Annotated in this window: 18 protein-coding genes; 4 read left to right on the forward strand and 14 right to left on the reverse strand. The window is 60.3% G+C overall.

Features of this window, described 5'->3' with window-relative positions; all coding sequences use genetic code 11:
• Positions 1-10: 10 nt before the first annotated feature.
• The 3 genes from FHR73_RS15125 to FHR73_RS15135 are packed head-to-tail and all read right to left on the reverse strand — an operon-like array spanning position 11 to position 990.
• Positions 11-382 carry a TIGR03745 family integrating conjugative element membrane protein gene (locus FHR73_RS15125; RefSeq protein ID WP_183632765.1) on the reverse strand — a complete coding sequence of 124 codons (372 nt, stop codon included), beginning with the start codon at positions 380-382 and terminating at the stop codon, positions 11-13.
• Between the two features lie 12 nt (positions 383-394).
• Entirely contained in the window at positions 395-634 is a 240-nt protein-coding gene (locus FHR73_RS15130) for a TIGR03758 family integrating conjugative element protein (protein WP_183632348.1), read from the reverse strand.
• Positions 631-990 (reverse strand): RAQPRD family integrative conjugative element protein, encoded by a 360-nt coding sequence (locus FHR73_RS15135; protein ID WP_183632350.1) that lies wholly within the window; start codon positions 988-990, stop codon positions 631-633. Before FHR73_RS15135 ends, FHR73_RS15130 begins: the two co-directional genes overlap by 4 nt.
• 502 nt (positions 991-1,492) lie before the next feature.
• On the opposite strand from FHR73_RS15135, the gene FHR73_RS15140 reads away from it, so the two are divergent.
• The 3 genes from FHR73_RS15140 (at position 1,493) to FHR73_RS15150 (ending at position 3,393) form a co-directional block, all read left to right on the forward strand.
• Positions 1,493-1,750 carry a hypothetical protein gene (locus tag FHR73_RS15140; protein ID WP_183632352.1) on the forward strand — a complete coding sequence of 86 codons (258 nt, stop codon included), beginning with the start codon at positions 1,493-1,495 and terminating at the stop codon, positions 1,748-1,750.
• A gap of 566 nt (positions 1,751-2,316) precedes the next feature.
• Positions 2,317-2,574 carry a hypothetical protein gene (locus FHR73_RS15145; protein ID WP_183632354.1) on the forward strand — a complete coding sequence of 86 codons (258 nt, stop codon included), beginning with the start codon at positions 2,317-2,319 and terminating at the stop codon, positions 2,572-2,574.
• Between the two features lie 561 nt (positions 2,575-3,135).
• Positions 3,136-3,393, forward strand: coding sequence for a hypothetical protein (locus tag FHR73_RS15150; protein ID WP_183632356.1), 258 nt, complete (start codon positions 3,136-3,138; stop codon positions 3,391-3,393).
• Positions 3,394-3,528: 135 nt separating this feature from the next.
• Here FHR73_RS15150 and FHR73_RS15155 read toward each other — a convergent pair whose 3' ends face one another.
• The gene (locus FHR73_RS15155) at positions 3,529-4,416 is read right to left on the reverse strand and encodes an NAD(P)/FAD-dependent oxidoreductase (RefSeq protein ID WP_183632358.1); all 888 of its coding nucleotides are present in this window, start codon (positions 4,414-4,416) and stop codon (positions 3,529-3,531) included.
• Between the two features lie 118 nt (positions 4,417-4,534).
• On the opposite strand from FHR73_RS15155, the gene FHR73_RS15160 reads away from it, so the two are divergent.
• Entirely contained in the window at positions 4,535-4,978 is a 444-nt protein-coding gene (locus FHR73_RS15160; protein ID WP_183632360.1) for an Rrf2 family transcriptional regulator, read from the forward strand.
• Positions 4,979-5,238: 260 nt separating this feature from the next.
• Here FHR73_RS15160 and FHR73_RS15165 read toward each other — a convergent pair whose 3' ends face one another.
• The 10 genes from FHR73_RS15165 to FHR73_RS15210 all read right to left on the reverse strand — a co-directional run bounded on the left by FHR73_RS15165 (position 5,239) and on the right by FHR73_RS15210 (position 14,928).
• A complete protein-coding gene (locus tag FHR73_RS15165; RefSeq protein WP_183632362.1) occupies positions 5,239-5,961 on the reverse strand; it encodes a DUF4400 domain-containing protein in 723 nt (240 codons plus the stop codon).
• Positions 5,954-8,044: a type IV conjugative transfer system coupling protein TraD gene (gene traD / locus FHR73_RS15170; RefSeq protein WP_183632364.1), complete on the reverse strand. Its 2,091-nt coding sequence runs from the start codon at positions 8,042-8,044 to the stop codon at positions 5,954-5,956. The genes FHR73_RS15165 and traD overlap by 8 nt, the downstream gene beginning before the upstream one ends.
• Positions 8,045-8,052: 8 nt before the next feature.
• Positions 8,053-8,511, reverse strand: a complete 459-nt coding sequence (locus tag FHR73_RS15175; protein ID WP_183632767.1) for an integrating conjugative element protein — start codon at positions 8,509-8,511, stop codon at positions 8,053-8,055.
• 62 nt (positions 8,512-8,573) lie between these two features.
• On the reverse strand, positions 8,574-9,173 hold the full coding sequence (locus tag FHR73_RS15180; RefSeq protein WP_183632366.1) for a transglycosylase SLT domain-containing protein: 600 nt from the start codon (positions 9,171-9,173) through the stop codon (positions 8,574-8,576).
• A complete protein-coding gene (locus tag FHR73_RS15185) occupies positions 9,158-9,871 on the reverse strand; it encodes a TIGR03759 family integrating conjugative element protein (protein WP_183632368.1) in 714 nt (237 codons plus the stop codon). Before FHR73_RS15185 ends, FHR73_RS15180 begins: the two co-directional genes overlap by 16 nt.
• Complete coding sequence (locus FHR73_RS15190; protein ID WP_183632370.1) at positions 9,868-10,512, reverse strand: hypothetical protein; 645 nt, start codon at positions 10,510-10,512, stop codon at positions 9,868-9,870. Before FHR73_RS15190 ends, FHR73_RS15185 begins: the two co-directional genes overlap by 4 nt.
• Positions 10,513-10,535: 23 nt before the next feature.
• Positions 10,536-11,054 carry a PilL N-terminal domain-containing protein gene (locus tag FHR73_RS15195; RefSeq protein ID WP_183632372.1) on the reverse strand — a complete coding sequence of 173 codons (519 nt, stop codon included), beginning with the start codon at positions 11,052-11,054 and terminating at the stop codon, positions 10,536-10,538.
• 510 nt (positions 11,055-11,564) lie between these two features.
• Positions 11,565-12,767, reverse strand: a complete 1,203-nt coding sequence (locus tag FHR73_RS15200) for an STY4528 family pathogenicity island replication protein (protein ID WP_183632374.1) — start codon at positions 12,765-12,767, stop codon at positions 11,565-11,567.
• A gap of 2 nt (positions 12,768-12,769) precedes the next feature.
• Positions 12,770-13,330: a DUF2857 domain-containing protein gene (locus tag FHR73_RS15205; RefSeq protein ID WP_183632376.1), complete on the reverse strand. Its 561-nt coding sequence runs from the start codon at positions 13,328-13,330 to the stop codon at positions 12,770-12,772.
• Between the two features lie 29 nt (positions 13,331-13,359).
• On the reverse strand, positions 13,360-14,928 hold the full coding sequence (locus FHR73_RS15210; protein ID WP_183632378.1) for a ParB family protein: 1,569 nt from the start codon (positions 14,926-14,928) through the stop codon (positions 13,360-13,362).
• Between the last annotated feature and the right edge of the window lie 188 nt (positions 14,929-15,116).

Raw genomic sequence — 15,116 nt, forward strand, 5'->3', positions numbered from 1 at the left:
GCTCCGCGCGTCAGAGCACACCGATGGCGGTGGTCAGCAGCCAGATCCCCACGACCAACAGTATGGCGCCTACGGCCACGGTGAGACCAAATTGCCCCCAGGTGGCGCGGCCAGTGTGGATCTCGGAGTAGCGGGTATAGGCGTGGTAGCACACGCCGATAAACATGGACGCCACGACCAGCAACGCAACCAGCATGACGATGTCGTAGCCGTAGTTCTGCAGGGTTTGCAGGATGCCGGTGCCCTGGCCACGGGTGGGCGCTTCCATCTTGGGCAAGCCAGCGGCGTAGGCGCCTTCAATCAGCCCGATACCACTGACGGCCGTCAGGGATTGAGCAAGACGGCGAGGGCAGATGCGCAGCAGCGACGTAGACACGTTCAGATCCTCCGCAGGTCAGGAAAGCAGTAGAAAAATCAGGGCCAGGTACAGGAAGAAAAAACGCACCGCGACACCTAGCAGTTGGCGTTGGGTCATGCGGTGTTCGGCCCAGCTCACGAAGGCCGTGCGCAGGGCCCAGACGCCCCAGAGCTGAAAGACGGCAAAGACCAGGCTCAGCAGCACCGTGGAGACGGCAGCAGGGGTGAAGCCACCGCTGGCCTGAAAGGCAGCGCTTTGTGCAGCGGAGAGGGTCATGGCGAGGACGCCTCATGCGGATCAACCTCGCGGGCGTAGTCACCTGCCAGTGGCTGCAGATCCCTGGGCTGGGCACGGGAAGGTGTCAGGTAGTGTTCGATGCCTTGGCGGATGCGCTGCAGGTCTAGCTGCAGGCGGGCATAGTCGAAGTGGTAGCGGGTGCCTGCAGGGGCTGCGTGCACAGCGGTCTGGACGGCCAGGCGTTCGGTAATGGTCAGCTGCCGGATGACGGCAGCTAGCTGCTCACGTTCAGCGTCACTGTCGCTCGCCCGCGCATGGGGAGCGCTCAGGGCAACCGAGAGCGATGTGAGGAGAAGTGACCAGTGAAGTAGGGCGAGGCCTTTGCGCGTTGCCATCTTGCTCGCGTCCTGAGCGATTCGATGGCGCGAAAGTGCCGTTTACTGGAGCGTCACGCCGCAGAAAATCCGATTCAGCGCGTACCCGGTTTTCTGTGGACGGCGACCTCACCAAGAAAGCGGAGCGCATGCCAGCCGGTTTGTTGGTTGCAACCGGTAACCGCGAACGTTAGATTTTGGCTGTCGTGGTCAATCCCGCGACCGGGCGTCAGAACCCGTTAAACCAGGGCGCGGCAGCGTCATAGCCAGGCGAATATGGGTCGTTTGATCCGTTCCGCTTTTCTATGGCAGGCCGTGCGGGGCAGGCTATTGCCTGGCCGGTTCCCTTGGTTTCCGGTTTCTGACCCCCGTACGGTCTGCCACCACTTCTGTGTCAGAACGGATGGTGGTAGCTCCTTAATCAAACCAGGGAGCATAAGTAGAATGCCTCGTCCTCCTTTCAAGCCCGGGCTCCGCCTGGCCTATTTGACTACATGTCTTACCTCTCCCACGGGGGTGATCCATGACTAGTCGCACCAGCACCATTGTTCCTTTTCCAACGCCTTCGCTTCGAGCGCGCCAGCCAGACTTCGAGCCAGATACGGCGGAAGCTGAGGCTGAATTGCACGTTTCAGTGCTGAACGATTTGCTAGATCAGTTGGCCTCTGAGTCGGAGGGCAAGGGAGAGCTTCGTCAGCAGTTGCTCGCATCAATGATGCGCGACCTACTTGACGATGTTGTCGTGCTTTATCGACGAGCACTGACAGAAGCTCGACATTAGCAACAACCTCAGGTGAGGACGCTGCGCCTGTTGGAGCGGTTAGCACTGACAGGCGCGCTCGTCTTGCCCGCCGGAGATGATCAATTCGGCATTGTGTGTAGTGCTCATGTCGCCGGGTTTGCTCTAGCCGTTGAGCAAGCAGGTAAGCCTGCAGGGTAGAGCCATCTTGTCAGGTACTTTGCACACAGCCGGCAAAACGGCTTGTCGGTTGCAACTGGGTGCATCGGGCGTTAGATTTTGGCTGTCGTGGTCAATCCCACGACCGGGCGTGAGAACCTGGAAGTTGTCCAAAGGCGCGGTAGCGTCATAGTGCTTAGCCAGTATTTGCATGCTGCGCTAATGCTTCTCTATGGCGGGCCGTGTGAGGCAGGCGTTTGCCTGGCCGGTTCCCTTGGACGCCGGATTCTCACCCTTGCACGGTCCGCCTCCTATGCTCGTGAGAAGGCTGGTAGGCGGTTCCTTAACCTGTCCAAGGAGTAAAAGGAAAATGCCTCGTCCTCCTTTCAAGCCCGGGCTCCGCCTGGCCTATCCGATTGTCTGTTCCACCTCCTGCGCAGAGGTGATCCATGACTAGTCGCACCAGCACCATTGTTCCTTTTCCAACGCCTTCGCTTCGAGCGCGCCAGCCCGACTTCCAGCCAGACACGCCGGAGGCCGAAGCTGAGTTGCACGTGTCAGTGCTGAACGATCTGCTGGATCAGTTAGCCTCTGAGTCGGTAGAGAGCGGAGAGATTCGTCAGCAATTGCTTGCGTCGATGATGCGCGAGTTGCTTAACGATGTTGTCGTGCTTTACCGCCACGCCCTGACAGAAGCTCGACATTAACAACAACCTCAGGTGAGGACGCTGCGCCTGTTGGAGCGGTTAGCACTGACAGGTGCGCTCGTCTTGCCCCTGGAGACGATCAATTTGGCGTTGCGTTTGTGCTCATGGCGTCGGGCTGCTCTATCCGTTGAGCAAGCAGGTGAGCCTAGAAGGTAGAGCCATCTTGTCAGGCACTTTGCACACAGCCAGCGAAACGGCTTGTCGGTTGCAACCGGGTGCATCGGGCGTTAGATTTTGGCTGTCGTGGTCAATCCCACGACCGGGAGTCGAAACCCGAGTTGTCTGAGGGCGCGGAAAGGCGCCATAGCGTAGTGATCTTTGCGATGCATCGAGCACTGCGATTCTATGGCGGACCGTGCGGGGCAGGCTTTTGCCTGGCCGGTTCCCTCGGACGCCGGTATTTCGACCCCCGTACGGTTCGCCACCCTTGCCGAGTCGAAACGGTATGAGTGGCTCTTCAACCTGTCCGAGGAGCATGCCGAATGCACCGACTTCCTTTTAAGCCCGGGCTCCACCTGGCACATCCGACTACGTGTCTTACCTCTCGCATGGAGGTGATCCTTGACTAGTCGCACCAGCACCATTGTTCCTTTTCCAACCCCTTCGCTTCGAGCGCGCCAGCCCGACTTCCAGCCAGATACACCGGAAGCCGAAGCTGAGTTGCATATTTCGGTGCTGAACGATCTGCTAGATCAGTGGGCGTCTGAGTCGGTAGAGAACGGAGAACTTCGTCAGCAACTGCTTGCGTCGATGATGCGCGAGTTGCTTAACGATGTTGTCGTGCTCTATCGCCAAGCCCTGACAGAAGCGCGACATTAAACAACCTTCTTAAGCAATAACGCTGCACCTGTCAGATAAGGTAGAGCTGGCAGGTGCGCTACTGTCTCTGCTAAGACGACAGGTTAATACGTGCTAGTGCGTTAGGAGAGAACCGGCGGCCTGAAGTTGCTTCAATCAGCGAAAGGTCAACGACTGGTGAACCGCACTACCTGTGCGAGCCCCATCGCCTACGGCGACAGCCACGTTACCGGCAGCAACTGCCACATCCCCACAGGCAAACACGCCTGCAACGCTGGTTTCGCCCCTATGATTTACCGTGAGGAAGTCTCCTAGGGGGCGACTTTCAACCGTAAGACCAAGCTGGCCGATCAACGGGTTCGTCAGATGTGTGCGCGACTGTACGAACAGCCCAGCGAGAGAGACCACTCGACCGCTTGCCAGTGTCAGGTCCAATTGCTCTCCAACGACAGACCGAACCGGCTCCTGCTCCAGCGAAACACCACGCCGGGCAAGCGCCTCGCTTTGATCTGCATCGGGCTGAAAGGCGCCGTTGAGGAACAGGGTTGTTGGCCCCCAATCGGGCAACATTAGGGCCTGATGCATAGCCAGTGATGAACTGGCCAGGACACCAATGTCTCCTCTGTCTAGTTCATACGCATGGCAGTAGGGGCAATGGAAGACCTGTCGCCCCCAACGCTCAGCCAAGCCAGGAATATCAGGCAGCTCATCGCTCACACCGGAAGCCAGAATCAGCCGATGGGCGCTGAACGCGTCGCCATCGCTCGTGGTGACCGTGATCACCTCGAGATCTTTCTCTGCTGTTACCGCAGCCGTTTCATGCCAGGTAACGGAGGGATAGGCCAGGAGCTGCTGTCGTGCTTGCTCTGCAATCGCATTAGGACAGCGACCGTCTTGCCCTAAAAAACCGTGAGACGCAGCCGCGAATCGGTTTCGGCGTTGTGCCGCATCAATCACCAGTACAGTGCACCGCGCTCTGGCCAGTTGCATGGCGGCGGACATGCCGGCGTAGCTGCCACCCACGACGATCACATCGTAGATCATGGAATCAGGCCTCTAATAAGTTTCAGGAAACAACATAAGTTACATGAAAGGACAAAATCAAGCTCTTGTAACTTTTGCTGTGTCGAGAGATGCTGAACGGCTTGAATGAGGCTTATCCATGAGAAATGACACACGCCTATCACGGATGTTGCATACGCTGATCCACATGGCTCGTCATGAGCTGCCTGCTACCTCAGACACCCTGGCGCAGATGCTGAGTACTAATCCGGTAGTCGTGCGCAGGACGATGGCCCTGCTCAAGGAGCAGGGGTACGTTCGCTCTGAAAAGGGTCATCGGGGAGGATGGATGCTGGCAAAGCCCCTTGCAGAGATCACACTGCTAGATATCCATCAGGCGCTCGGGTCGTCGTCGATTTTCGCCATAGGTTTGGCGACCGATCATCCCGAATGTCTGGTCGAGCGGGCTGTAAACAACGCGCTGACCGAGGCGTTCGATGCCGCACAGGCTCTGCTACTAACCCGCCTGAGAAGTATCACGCTGCAGCAGCTAGCGGATGATTTCGAACAGCACGCTGAGCTGCTCGAAACGACCAGAGCGTAACGTCTTCACGCGATTCAGGCTGATCCCTAAAGCCCTATCTGGAAGCAGCTTCTATCCTCAGGTGATGAAGTAAAAGGACCGCTCGTTGGGCGGCTTATCGTGCTTGGCTTGATGAGCGAACAGCTGGAAAACTGCTAAGGGTTATATCTGGGCTCACACGTTCAATAGACAGTGCAGGGTTCCACGTGAAACGTGTCGTAGCCTGGCTGGCAATCAACGCTCTAGACGTCTTGCTTGAATGGAATAGCCGAAGCTGTTCGTCAGAGATGCTTCTTGAAAGTCCCAATGGCGATTGCGGCCATCAGGCCTGACAGGATCGCACTCACAATCGCAAAGCTGGCAATGGACAGGCTGATGGGCAGCACCAGGTACACGGATCCTGGCAGCAGCGTCAGTGGAAGGAAGAGGGCCTTCGCGCGGTGATGGAGATAGCCCGATTCACGCTGTACGTTAAAGCGGCGCACTTGTCGTTGCACCAAGCCGTCTACGGTACCGACGAGCACGCTCAGTATCAGCAAAGGCAGCGCCTGAAGCAGCAGTAGGCTTCGTATGCCAACGCTCAGCGCGCTGTGCTGAGCTGCAGATAACGCCTCTTTTAGCCACGAGTGTTCTTTTGCCCAAAGCAAACGCGGCGTCTTATAGCCAAGGATGCTGGGTACGGCTGGGAGCCTGCCCTGCAGCTCGATCCATGGGTTGGATAGCGCCGTAAGCTGTACTGAGCGTTTGGTATCTAGCCACGTACGACAAATCGACTGCCATCGATCCGGCCAGGGCGTGTGTGCCAGATCGCGTCGATCCTGCTCGTAAAGGATCTGCGCGTGCTGGCTGCGGATATCCGGCCAAACGAACAGCATGCCAAAGCCTTCCAGCAAAAACCGAAGGAGCAGCGCGGCGCACAGCAGGCCCAGGACCGTAAAGGGCAGTAGCAGAAGCTGGGTAAACCCTCCGTAACGACGCGGCCGGGTGTCTACAACTTCACTCATGAGGAGATGCCTCAGCAATCGAAGTCATCGGCGGCTCTGGGGCGGTTGGGAGTGGTGAGTCTGGTTCGCCAGATGGCTCAGCCGTCTTGGGTCCGAACGGGCGCCGACGCATGGCAGCGGTCAACGCGCGAAGATCAGCCGGTAAATCATCATCAGTGTCTGGTAGCGGCAAGGGCATGCGCACCTTCCACAGCGCACCACCTTCAAGCAGCGCAAAGCACTGCCCCTTGGGCAACGCGACGAGATGAGCAGGCTCAATCAGAGGCCGGCGGCTGCCCACGAGCTGATCTTGAGTGCTAGAGGTGAAGGCGCTGGCGGCCGCTGGATCAGAGGTATCGGTGACGCTACTGGATTGCGCGGGTGTATAGACGTCGACCTGGGGGAGTTGGCGGGTCAGCAGCTCGGCCGTGGCTGTTTCGCGTACACGCAGCATGAATAGGTTGTTGAAGTTGCCAATCACCTGACCCGCCTTGGCGCGATTACCTAGCCGCGCCTCGATATCCGACAGGGTCTGGGTATAGGCCGTCACCTGAACGCCAGCGCCGCCGCCCTTGTTGACCAGGGGAATAAACTCATCACCCATCAGTTCGTTGAACTCATCGGCGTGCAGATTGATGGTTGGCTTGGTGCCTGGCTTGCCGCCGGGTAATCCGCTGTCGACGCCGAACTTGTAGAGGTGTCCCGCCACCGAAACCAGATCCGCAAACATGGAATTGCCTACGGCTGCGGCGACCTCGGCATCGGACAGGGCATCCAAGCCCACATAAACAATGGCGCGTTGGCGAACGACTTGCATCCAGTCGAAGATTGGCCGCGGATCCTGCAGGTCCTCGTAGTCCGGCGAGAGCAACTGGACGATCTTGCCGGTGGTGAGCTTCTCCAGCAGGGGCAGGAGCGAAGCCACAATCTTGTCGAAAAAGCTGCGCTCGTAGCGCACGGCGCTGCGCAGGCCATCGAGCACCGGATCGAAGTGATGCGTACTGGAAAGGTACTGCTCGAGGGCAACGACTCGGATCTCCCGCCCAATCATGTGCCGCGGCAGATTACGGTTGTTCAATCCCGCCTCAAGCTTGAGGATCGCCTCCCACGCCTCGGGCTCACGTGTGGCGAAGTAGTGTTCGGCGTACTGAATAAACAGCGCATCGATGTTGATGACATAGCGCTGGATCAACCGATAGTCAGGGCGCTGACCCAGTTCCACTAGAGCGCGCGCGATGATGTTGACGAAGCGCCAGGCAAACTCGCGAAAGGCGGCGCTATCGCCTTCACCGGAGAGTTGCCCGGCAAGACGAGTAGCCACCTCGGAGATACGACCAAAACGGCCGACGGCGTTGTACCGAGCCGAGCTGTCGGGCCAGCCCAGGTGGAACACCAAAAACTCCTGCTCACGGCCGGCGCGCTTGGCTTCGGCGTACATCCGCTTGAGCAGATCTGCATCGCCTTTGGGATCGAACACGATCACCACTTCATGCTCGCCCTGCGCATTGCGGCGGCGGATGTCCTGCGCGATGAAGAGCTCGGCCAGCCGGGTCTTGCCGACCCGCGTGGTCCCCAGTACCAGCGTATGGCCCACCCGCTCGTTCAAGGGTAGGCAGACGTCTTGTTCGTCAGGCTCGATGCCATGCAGGCGAGGCAAGCCGCCAATGGCGGCTTGAGTCAGGTGAGCGCGCCGCGAAGGCTGTTTGAAAAGGTGTTGGATAAAGCGGCCATACCGGCCTGGCTCGACATAGCGGCGGCACTGCGGCAAATAGGTCTCGAGCAAGCGTTGGGTATGCCGCGCCTCCCAGCGAAACCCACGGCCGATGAACAGCGTCTGCGTGCTGACCGGTATCGCAGCGCTGGACAGGGTGTAGGCAGGCAGCCGCCAGAGATTGCGTCGGTAGCGTAGGATGCGATGAGCCTGATACAGCCGTGCGGCGGCAAGGCATAGGAATGCCGTTGTGGCGAACGAGGCCATTGGGGCCGAGAGCCCGAGCGTTTCGGGAATGAGTGCAACAAGGCCAGCCGCTAGCATGCAGGCGACAACGCTGTACAACTCCACGGCTGGACGAAGCCAGCGCTCATAGCCGGTCGGATGGGACATGGCCTGCGCTACCTGTCATCCGCTATTGGCAGGAGCAGCACAGGGTAGTGGTGCAGCCCTAGGCGTTGGGCGAGGTCATCCCCCGAGGTTGGAATGAGGGTGAGGTCTGGGACCAGGCGCCGAAGTTCGGCCAAGGCCGCGGCAGTGTCGATATTTACCACCAGGCCAATAGCCTGCTGGTCCTTCAGCTGCCGCCGCACCTGGCGCAGCCAATGACGTGAGTACTCATCATCACCGATGAGAAACAGGGGGCTAAGCCCAGGTGCTTGGAGCGCTCGTGTCGAAGCTTCACCTGGAGTCAGTCTTTGTGATCGCACCGGTAGCATTGCGGCCTCAGCCTCATAAGCATCGGCAGGAAAAGGGGTCACAGTGGCCGAACGTGGTGGAGCTATCCGCTTGAACGGCTCGAAGTACGGCCGGGTGGAAACACCTTCCTCGTGACCCACCACGATGAGCGGGTCCGCCATTGCCTGCAGGGATAGCCATCCCGTACCGAGTACGGACAGCGAGCGTCTTCCGAACCCGGGTCTCACGGCAGCTCTCCCACCTGCAGTCCACTGGCTACCTGACCCTGTAGGCGATCCAGATGCGCCTGGACGAGGCGCTGATAGCGTGCGGCAAGGGCGCCGCCGGCCGGGCGGTGATAGCGGCCGATGGCGGTTGGCCAATCAGGAGCGGCTGCGCGCTGCTCGACGAGGATTGCAGCGGCAATCGCAAGGTTTTGATAGGGGTCTAGCAAGTCACAAGGACGGGTGACGCGATGGCGGTGGTAACCCAGGTTGATCTGGCCGAGACCCACGTCGATTTTGCGGTCTGGGGTAGTGCTCATGGCCTGCAGCAGGCCGGTGCATGCCGTATGGCGATTGGCAAACCGCTTGGCCTCGCCAGCCACGTTCAGGGTCCAGGGCCACGGTACTGACCGTCCTTGCCAGCGTCGCCCGCTTTCCTGCAGTGCTATGGCGTACAGAACCAGAGAGGGAACGCCGGCTTGCTGTGCCGCAAGCTGATAGGCCGGAGGCGGCAGCTGAGCCTGCGCCCAGGCGGCGACACTGACCAAAGCCAACAACAAAGACGCCAGGCCAGCGACGACTCGACGGCGCCTTGTTGGCGTGGCTACTGTCGCTGCCATTGTCCATTCATCCGCTGTGCGACGACGGGTAATTCGCCGGCAAGACCTAGCGACTGAAAGCGGCCATTGTCATGGTTGAGGGTGATGGTCCGCTGCTGAACCCGCATCGGATCCAGGCGCGCCTGACGCGCCCAACGCCGGAGTCGTGCGTCATCGCCTTTACTATCCACCAGGTACAGGTCGAAGGCCCGACCTTGTGCCTGCAGCTGCCGGACACGTTCAAGGCAGGGCGGGCAGTCCGCTTTGACGAACACGGAAAGGCGCGCTTCGTCTGCCACGTTGGCGTCCTCGAGCGTGACCCGCTGCAAGTCAGGTGCAAGTCGCTGCCAGGCAGCGTCGTAGGCGCGCTGATAGGTCAGCAGTTTCTCGACGCGTCGGGCCTCGGCTCTGACCTGCAACTCCGCATAGCGCGCACGCTCTTCGTCACTGCGTGCCTCGATACCCAGGGCGGTCAGCGGGTCCAGGTGCGGCGCGTAGATACCTAGCGGCCCCTGCATCAGCTCGCGATAGCGGACCCAGTCACTGGCCTGCAGACCCCAGGCCCGGGCCTGTACGTCCTCGCTCAGCATGAGTTGGCTGTGTTGGGTATTGCTCCAACGCGTCTGTTCGTGGGCGGCGGGCGCAGGAGATGCCTGAACAGCCTGAAGAGAGCTGAGGATCAGGCTAAGCAACGCGGTAGCGGGTAACCGTTGTGTCATCGCGTGTCTCCTCCAGGCAGCGGCAGAAGCCGCACCTGGCCATCCACCCGAAATGTCGCGGTGTACTGGGTCAAGCCGGTGAGCTGCCATTGGCCCAAGGACTCGCCCACGCGGAGCAGCGTGACGGCGTTGAGCCCTTTTTGATGAGCAGGTAACAGGGACAGAAAGGTGTGGCCGCCACGTTGCTCTGCACCGAGTAGCTGAAAGGGCGGTTTGGACGCCTTGGCCTTTGGTGCAGGTCGTGCCGGTGCTTGGCGCTTCTCGCGAGGCGCCGTTGCCTGGTGCATCAGGGCGTGCAACTGAGCCTCAAGTCGGTCAGCGCGTTGTTGCAAGGTCAGCACGTCCGCGGTCTGGGCATGCTTTTCCTGCTGCCGGATAACGGTGGCCAATCTGGCTTCAAGGTCCTCGCGTACCGCGCTTAGCTCGGTCGGGCTGATCAGGCGCTCTGGCGTTGGCAGGGCATCCAGTCGGGCGCTGAGGGTGACCATGTCCGCCTGCAGTGCATGAAGGTCCGGCTGGTCATCGTGTTGCGCTAGTTGCTGACGCAGGCGCGATTGGCCCATGTGGTCATGCGTAATCAGGATGCTGAGTGCGAGTAACCAGGCGGCGCCGCCCAGGCGTTGTAGACGATCAGCACGCATGGCCAGAAAAGACGCTCGCACCTTCACGATGTGCGGCCCTCGGTTGGATGGGTCGGCGCAGGTGCAAAGCACACACGCCGAGCGAGCGAATCAACCTGTAGCGTCCAGGCGGGGCCTGCCAGGGTCTGCAGGGCGTCACGCAGCGGCAGCGGTCCCAACTGCAGGTGTGCGGCCGGCAAGGGCAGCGCATAGAGCCGAGCCGCCTCTTGCGTTTCGCACAGCGAAAAGCCGGAGCGGATCAGCACGTAGCGCAGGGCATCGCCCACGGTACGGTCGGCGCCGGTGGGGATGGAAACGTCCACAACCTGACGCATCAGGTTGCGTTGAGCGAGTTCAGGTCCTTGCTCGACCAGGGTGTAGCGTCCCTGGCGGACAACCAAAATATCCTGTTCCGGTACAGGCGCTGGCGAGCGCACAGGAGGGGTGTCAGACAGCGCGCCTGCTGGGTCGGATGGCAGTGGGGTACAGCCTTGGAGCAGTAGTCCTAGGGCCGCCCCGGCGCAGGCGGGTATGAGGCAAGCGGTGGCGTAGCGTGCGCGCATGGAAGACTCCCGAGAAGGTGAGTCCCTACTTTCCAATGCAGGACCGTCTTGAAGCTGCGATTAAGGCGTACTAGGGCTTTACCCGTTTTCGCTAGGTGTTAGCTAAGCGCGTCGGTTGCGAGCCGTGTGATAGCTATCCCCTGGGGATAGCTTCGAGAAGGGCCTCATAGGGCTAGGCGACATTGATCCAAGCCGTGTGATTTATCTTGGGTCCCGTCACCTATCCCCAGGGGATAGATCGGGTCCGCAACTGCACGGCAGCCCATGCAGGAAGCCAAGACAGTGAGAGGTCTACATCCACCATGAGTCCTGGAGCTATCCCCTGGGGATAGTTTCCAAAGGGAAATGGCGCTGAGTTGAATACCGAAGATCCCGTTACCACGACCCCATCTGGGAGTTCTCGAGCTATCCCCTGGGGATAGCTCGGCAAGGAATGCGTAGTCTGTCATGCCAGGACCGTTTTTGTTGATCTGCCCATATGCGGGATGACCTGTGCCCTTGGTCGATGAGCTATCCCCTGGGGATAGCGTCCCGCGGAGGAAGGCGCAGCGCTGATCGCAGTTGATCCAAGTGAGCCCGACCTACCTCAGGATTTCGTGACGTTTGGCGCGCGCGTGCAGGTGACGATTCGGCAGGAATGATCGGGGTCGACTCAGGCGGCAGCGGTGGAGGGGTAGACGCTGCGGCGCGGTTGAATTCGCCACGCAGGGCTTTCTGGATAATGCCGAACAGGTAGCCCGCTGGATTGCGAACCGCAGAGCGCTCGCAGCGAGCCGCCCATTCATCAAGAATCGCCTGTCGCTGTGCAGGCTCCACGGGCTTGAGGGCCGCCAGGGCGCCGGACCGTTGCTCATGGTCAAGGGCGAGAAAACGTGGGGGTAGTACGAGCTCGTTAGACACAGGCGTCTTCGTACGTACTAATTCTTTATCTACTTTACGTACAGTACGGTCTGCCTTCGGATTCCGAAGAGCGTCGTCAGAATCAGGGATTGCACCTGCTTCGGAATCCGAAGACGGTGTGGATGTACTGTCTTCGGATTTTGGGATTTCAGGGTCCGTTACCGCCAGTACGCCTTTGTCCGTCCAACCCTGCTGAGCGAGACGTTGAGCAATGATCTGCAGGCGAGTGGGAAGGCTCCGCTGGTTCACCTGCGGATCTTCAGTCACCTCCTTTAGCACCTGTCGCGCGACCACCTGCACTGCCTTCGCCGCGTGGCTCAGCGCTTGGCTCACTAGCTTTAGATAGTCCGGATCCAGCTGGATTGCTTCGAACGGCGTGAGAGGCTCATCGTGCAGGACATAGAGGTTGCCCTGGATACGGCCGGTCTGAGGATCACGTTGTCGCCGGACAAGACTCAGCCACCGCGTCAGTCGGAGGAGGGCCAGGGCGCGGGCCACGGTTTCGTTGGACGCTTGTGTGGCGCAAGGCATGACCGCCAAGTACGGACGGAGCCGCTCGTAGGTCGGAAAGGCTGTCAGGCCGCTGCGATCCAGCAGCACGTGCAAAACCTGCCAGGCGTTGCGCTCTAGCGGCGTCAGGCGCCGATCAAGCAGGAGCGCGCGCGGTAGGCTGTCGTGGCGGTTACCGCTGTAGAGGAAACCATCCTGGGGCGTGCCGTCCGCCTTGGGGGATGGTTTGAGGGTGCGCAGGACGTCATTGAAGACAGCTGTCAGGGGCGCGGGACTCGCGCGCCGCAACGCCTCGTGGGCCATGCCTACGCTCCCTGTTGCCCGGTCCAGCGACGAACCGACGACCAGAGAACGGCCAGCGGTACCTCATGCGCCTCGGCAAGCTCCATGGCCAGCTCGAGCATGGCGGTTTCGTCGTCTGTTGATAGCCCGCGCCGCGCCACCTCGGTTTTCCATTGTCGCCAGAGTGCGGCGTCCTGCGCATCGTCCAGCGCGGGATAACGGCCTTTGCGCTTGGGTAAGCCCAGCACCTTGCGGCGTAAGGCAACCTCTTGGTGGGTGAGCCCGAAGCGGTGACTGACCATCTCGCTGCTGCTGCCCAGGCGCAGCATGCGATCAATCTGCGCGATCTCCTGACTCACATCGGCAGATTGTCCAAGCAGGCGTTTGATCACCTCGCGATTGATCGACACCGTGCACCATGAGACTGGCGCGTTCACCAGAAGACTGACCAGGTCTGGCTGCTTCAGGGCGGCGAGCTGCTCCTCGTCAAATCCCATCGCTTGGCAGCGGCGAAGCTCGCCGTGATGTAAGTGATGCAGGGCTTGGGTCAGTACGGCTTGGTTCAGAGGGTGGCTGGTCGGCATGACAGAGGTTCTCGGAACAGTGCACAGGATCAAGAGAAAGAATCGGCCTCTAGGCGGTTGAGGCGACGGATGTGGCGGATGAGCCGAAATAGCAGTGAGAGCGAAGGTCCACTCAGCGGGGCGAACTCGCCCGCCTGACCCTGCAAGAGCGCGCCAAGTCCATCGGCAAGATCTGCACGGTCGACCAGGGGTAGCGTCTGAACGGTGCCAGTGAGCGCGTGAAGCAGGAGCAACACGGTACGCGCGCCGGGCTGCAGGGCATGAGCATCGCTCGGCCACCTACAGGAGAAGCCCAGGTGACTGGTATGGACGCTCACGTAGGGCTCGACACCTGCGTCTCGAGCCAGTTGCTGCGCAAGGTGGGCAATCTGCTCCTGCAGGTGCTCGGGTTGGGCGCGCACAGATTCAACACGCGTCGAAGAGTGACTGGATTCATCCCCGCCAAGGGAAGGTTGAGCCATGTGAGGTGTGTTTTCCGGCTGCGCGAAGGGCTCTCCGGTATGGCGGGCAATCAACTGTTGAATGGCCATGAGCCGAGAGGTGGTACCCGAGCCGGTCTCATTGGGTGTCTGTCCCAGCGCATGCGAGGTGAGCGGTGGCGTTTGCGAGAGCGCACGTTGGCGCGTTTCCTGTTGATCGATGTCCAGTGCTAGCGCCTCGTAATGCATTCCGAGCGCTGCGGCCATTTGTGCGATCAGCTCGTCCTGTACGCGTCGTAGGCAAAAGTGCTCGCCCGCGGAGTCAAACTGCGCCAATACGTGTTGGAACAATTGGGCAAAGGTGTGGCGCTCGCGGTGGTTTGCCAGACGCTGCCAGGTGCGTTCGCAAGCCCGTCTTAGAATCGCAAGGCGTTCTACCTGATGCCGGCCAAGGCCGGCGTACAGCACGGTGGGTATGGCAGGAAGTAGATAGCGCAACGCTTCCTGCATGCGGCTGATGTGGGATTGGCGAACGGGATAGCCATCCGCGTTGAGACGTCGCGCCAGTTCGGATTGGGAGAGGGTGCGTCCGGCTTCTTGCTCGTAAAGCGCTTGCGCCCGTTGGATGGCCTTGGCTCGTTCGATAAAGGTTAGGCCGCCACGAAGTTCGTTTTCGGCCAGGTGGCCCGTCAATGCCTCCAGCTCGCCACGCTCGGTCCACGGACGATACCGGCAAGTCAGTCGGTAAAAGCGCTCCGCGCCGGTTTCGGCATAGAGCTCGCGCAGGATAGACAGGCGCGTATTTCCCCCGCTGTAGATGATGTAGTGAGACTCGTCAGTACGCCGCGTGATGACAGGTACGCTGTCCAGACCACGCTCGCGGATCGAGGCCTTGATCTCGTCATAGGCGGGATTCCTTACGGTGCGGGGGTTGTGATCAAAGGGGCGCAGTTCGTCGAGGGTGACAATCCGGAGCGATTCGTAAGCCGTTCCTGCCTCGTACGTTTCGGGCTCCCGTCGCGAATCTTCTACCTGGCTACTTTGCTGACCCTTAGCAGGAACGTCCTGTCGGGAGGCCTGGGATTCGGTATCGCCGGATACTGATCGGGACCGCGGGTCAAGCGAGTCAGGTTTAATCGGCTTGTCAGAGCCGGTGGCTGCATGAGGATACGTGTGCATGGCAAACGTAAGGTCAGTTGAGTAGGGGTGAATAGGCCTGGTTTCCGTGGCGCCTGCAAACGATGCCACCGTTGGTGGAAACGCCCTCATAGCGCACAACAGAGAGGAGGTACCAGGGTTAAAGCGCTCTTGGCGCTCTCCCTAAACCATACCGGCGACCGGCAGAGGGATTGGGACCTTTTAGGTCT

The organism is Pseudomonas sp. AS2.8, from assembly GCF_014190935.1.
Lineage (GTDB): Bacteria > Pseudomonadota > Gammaproteobacteria > Pseudomonadales > Pseudomonadaceae > Chryseomonas.

Coding starts and splice junctions, on each gene's coding strand:
- FHR73_RS15195 (WP_183632372.1), bottom strand. CDS start 11,054: ATGCGCGCACGCTACGCCACCGCTTGCCTCATACCCGCCTGCGCCGGG.
- FHR73_RS15165 (WP_183632362.1), bottom strand. CDS start 5,961: ATGAGTGAAGTTGTAGACACCCGGCCGCGTCGTTACGGAGGGTTTACC.
- FHR73_RS15205 (WP_183632376.1), bottom strand. CDS start 13,330: ATGCCGACCAGCCACCCTCTGAACCAAGCCGTACTGACCCAAGCCCTG.
- FHR73_RS15210 (WP_183632378.1), bottom strand. CDS start 14,928: ATGCACACGTATCCTCATGCAGCCACCGGCTCTGACAAGCCGATTAAA.
- FHR73_RS15135 (WP_183632350.1), bottom strand. CDS start 990: ATGGCAACGCGCAAAGGCCTCGCCCTACTTCACTGGTCACTTCTCCTC.
- FHR73_RS15200 (WP_183632374.1), bottom strand. CDS start 12,767: ATGGCCCACGAGGCGTTGCGGCGCGCGAGTCCCGCGCCCCTGACAGCT.
- FHR73_RS15175 (WP_183632767.1), bottom strand. CDS start 8,511: ATGGCGGACCCGCTCATCGTGGTGGGTCACGAGGAAGGTGTTTCCACC.
- traD (WP_183632364.1), bottom strand. CDS start 8,044: ATGTCCCATCCGACCGGCTATGAGCGCTGGCTTCGTCCAGCCGTGGAG.
- FHR73_RS15140 (WP_183632352.1), top strand. CDS start 1,493: ATGACTAGTCGCACCAGCACCATTGTTCCTTTTCCAACGCCTTCGCTT.
- FHR73_RS15160 (WP_183632360.1), top strand. CDS start 4,535: ATGAGAAATGACACACGCCTATCACGGATGTTGCATACGCTGATCCAC.
- FHR73_RS15180 (WP_183632366.1), bottom strand. CDS start 9,173: ATGGCAGCGACAGTAGCCACGCCAACAAGGCGCCGTCGAGTCGTCGCT.
- FHR73_RS15190 (WP_183632370.1), bottom strand. CDS start 10,512: ATGCGTGCTGATCGTCTACAACGCCTGGGCGGCGCCGCCTGGTTACTC.
- FHR73_RS15145 (WP_183632354.1), top strand. CDS start 2,317: ATGACTAGTCGCACCAGCACCATTGTTCCTTTTCCAACGCCTTCGCTT.
- FHR73_RS15185 (WP_183632368.1), bottom strand. CDS start 9,871: ATGACACAACGGTTACCCGCTACCGCGTTGCTTAGCCTGATCCTCAGC.
- FHR73_RS15155 (WP_183632358.1), bottom strand. CDS start 4,416: ATGATCTACGATGTGATCGTCGTGGGTGGCAGCTACGCCGGCATGTCC.
- FHR73_RS15130 (WP_183632348.1), bottom strand. CDS start 634: ATGACCCTCTCCGCTGCACAAAGCGCTGCCTTTCAGGCCAGCGGTGGC.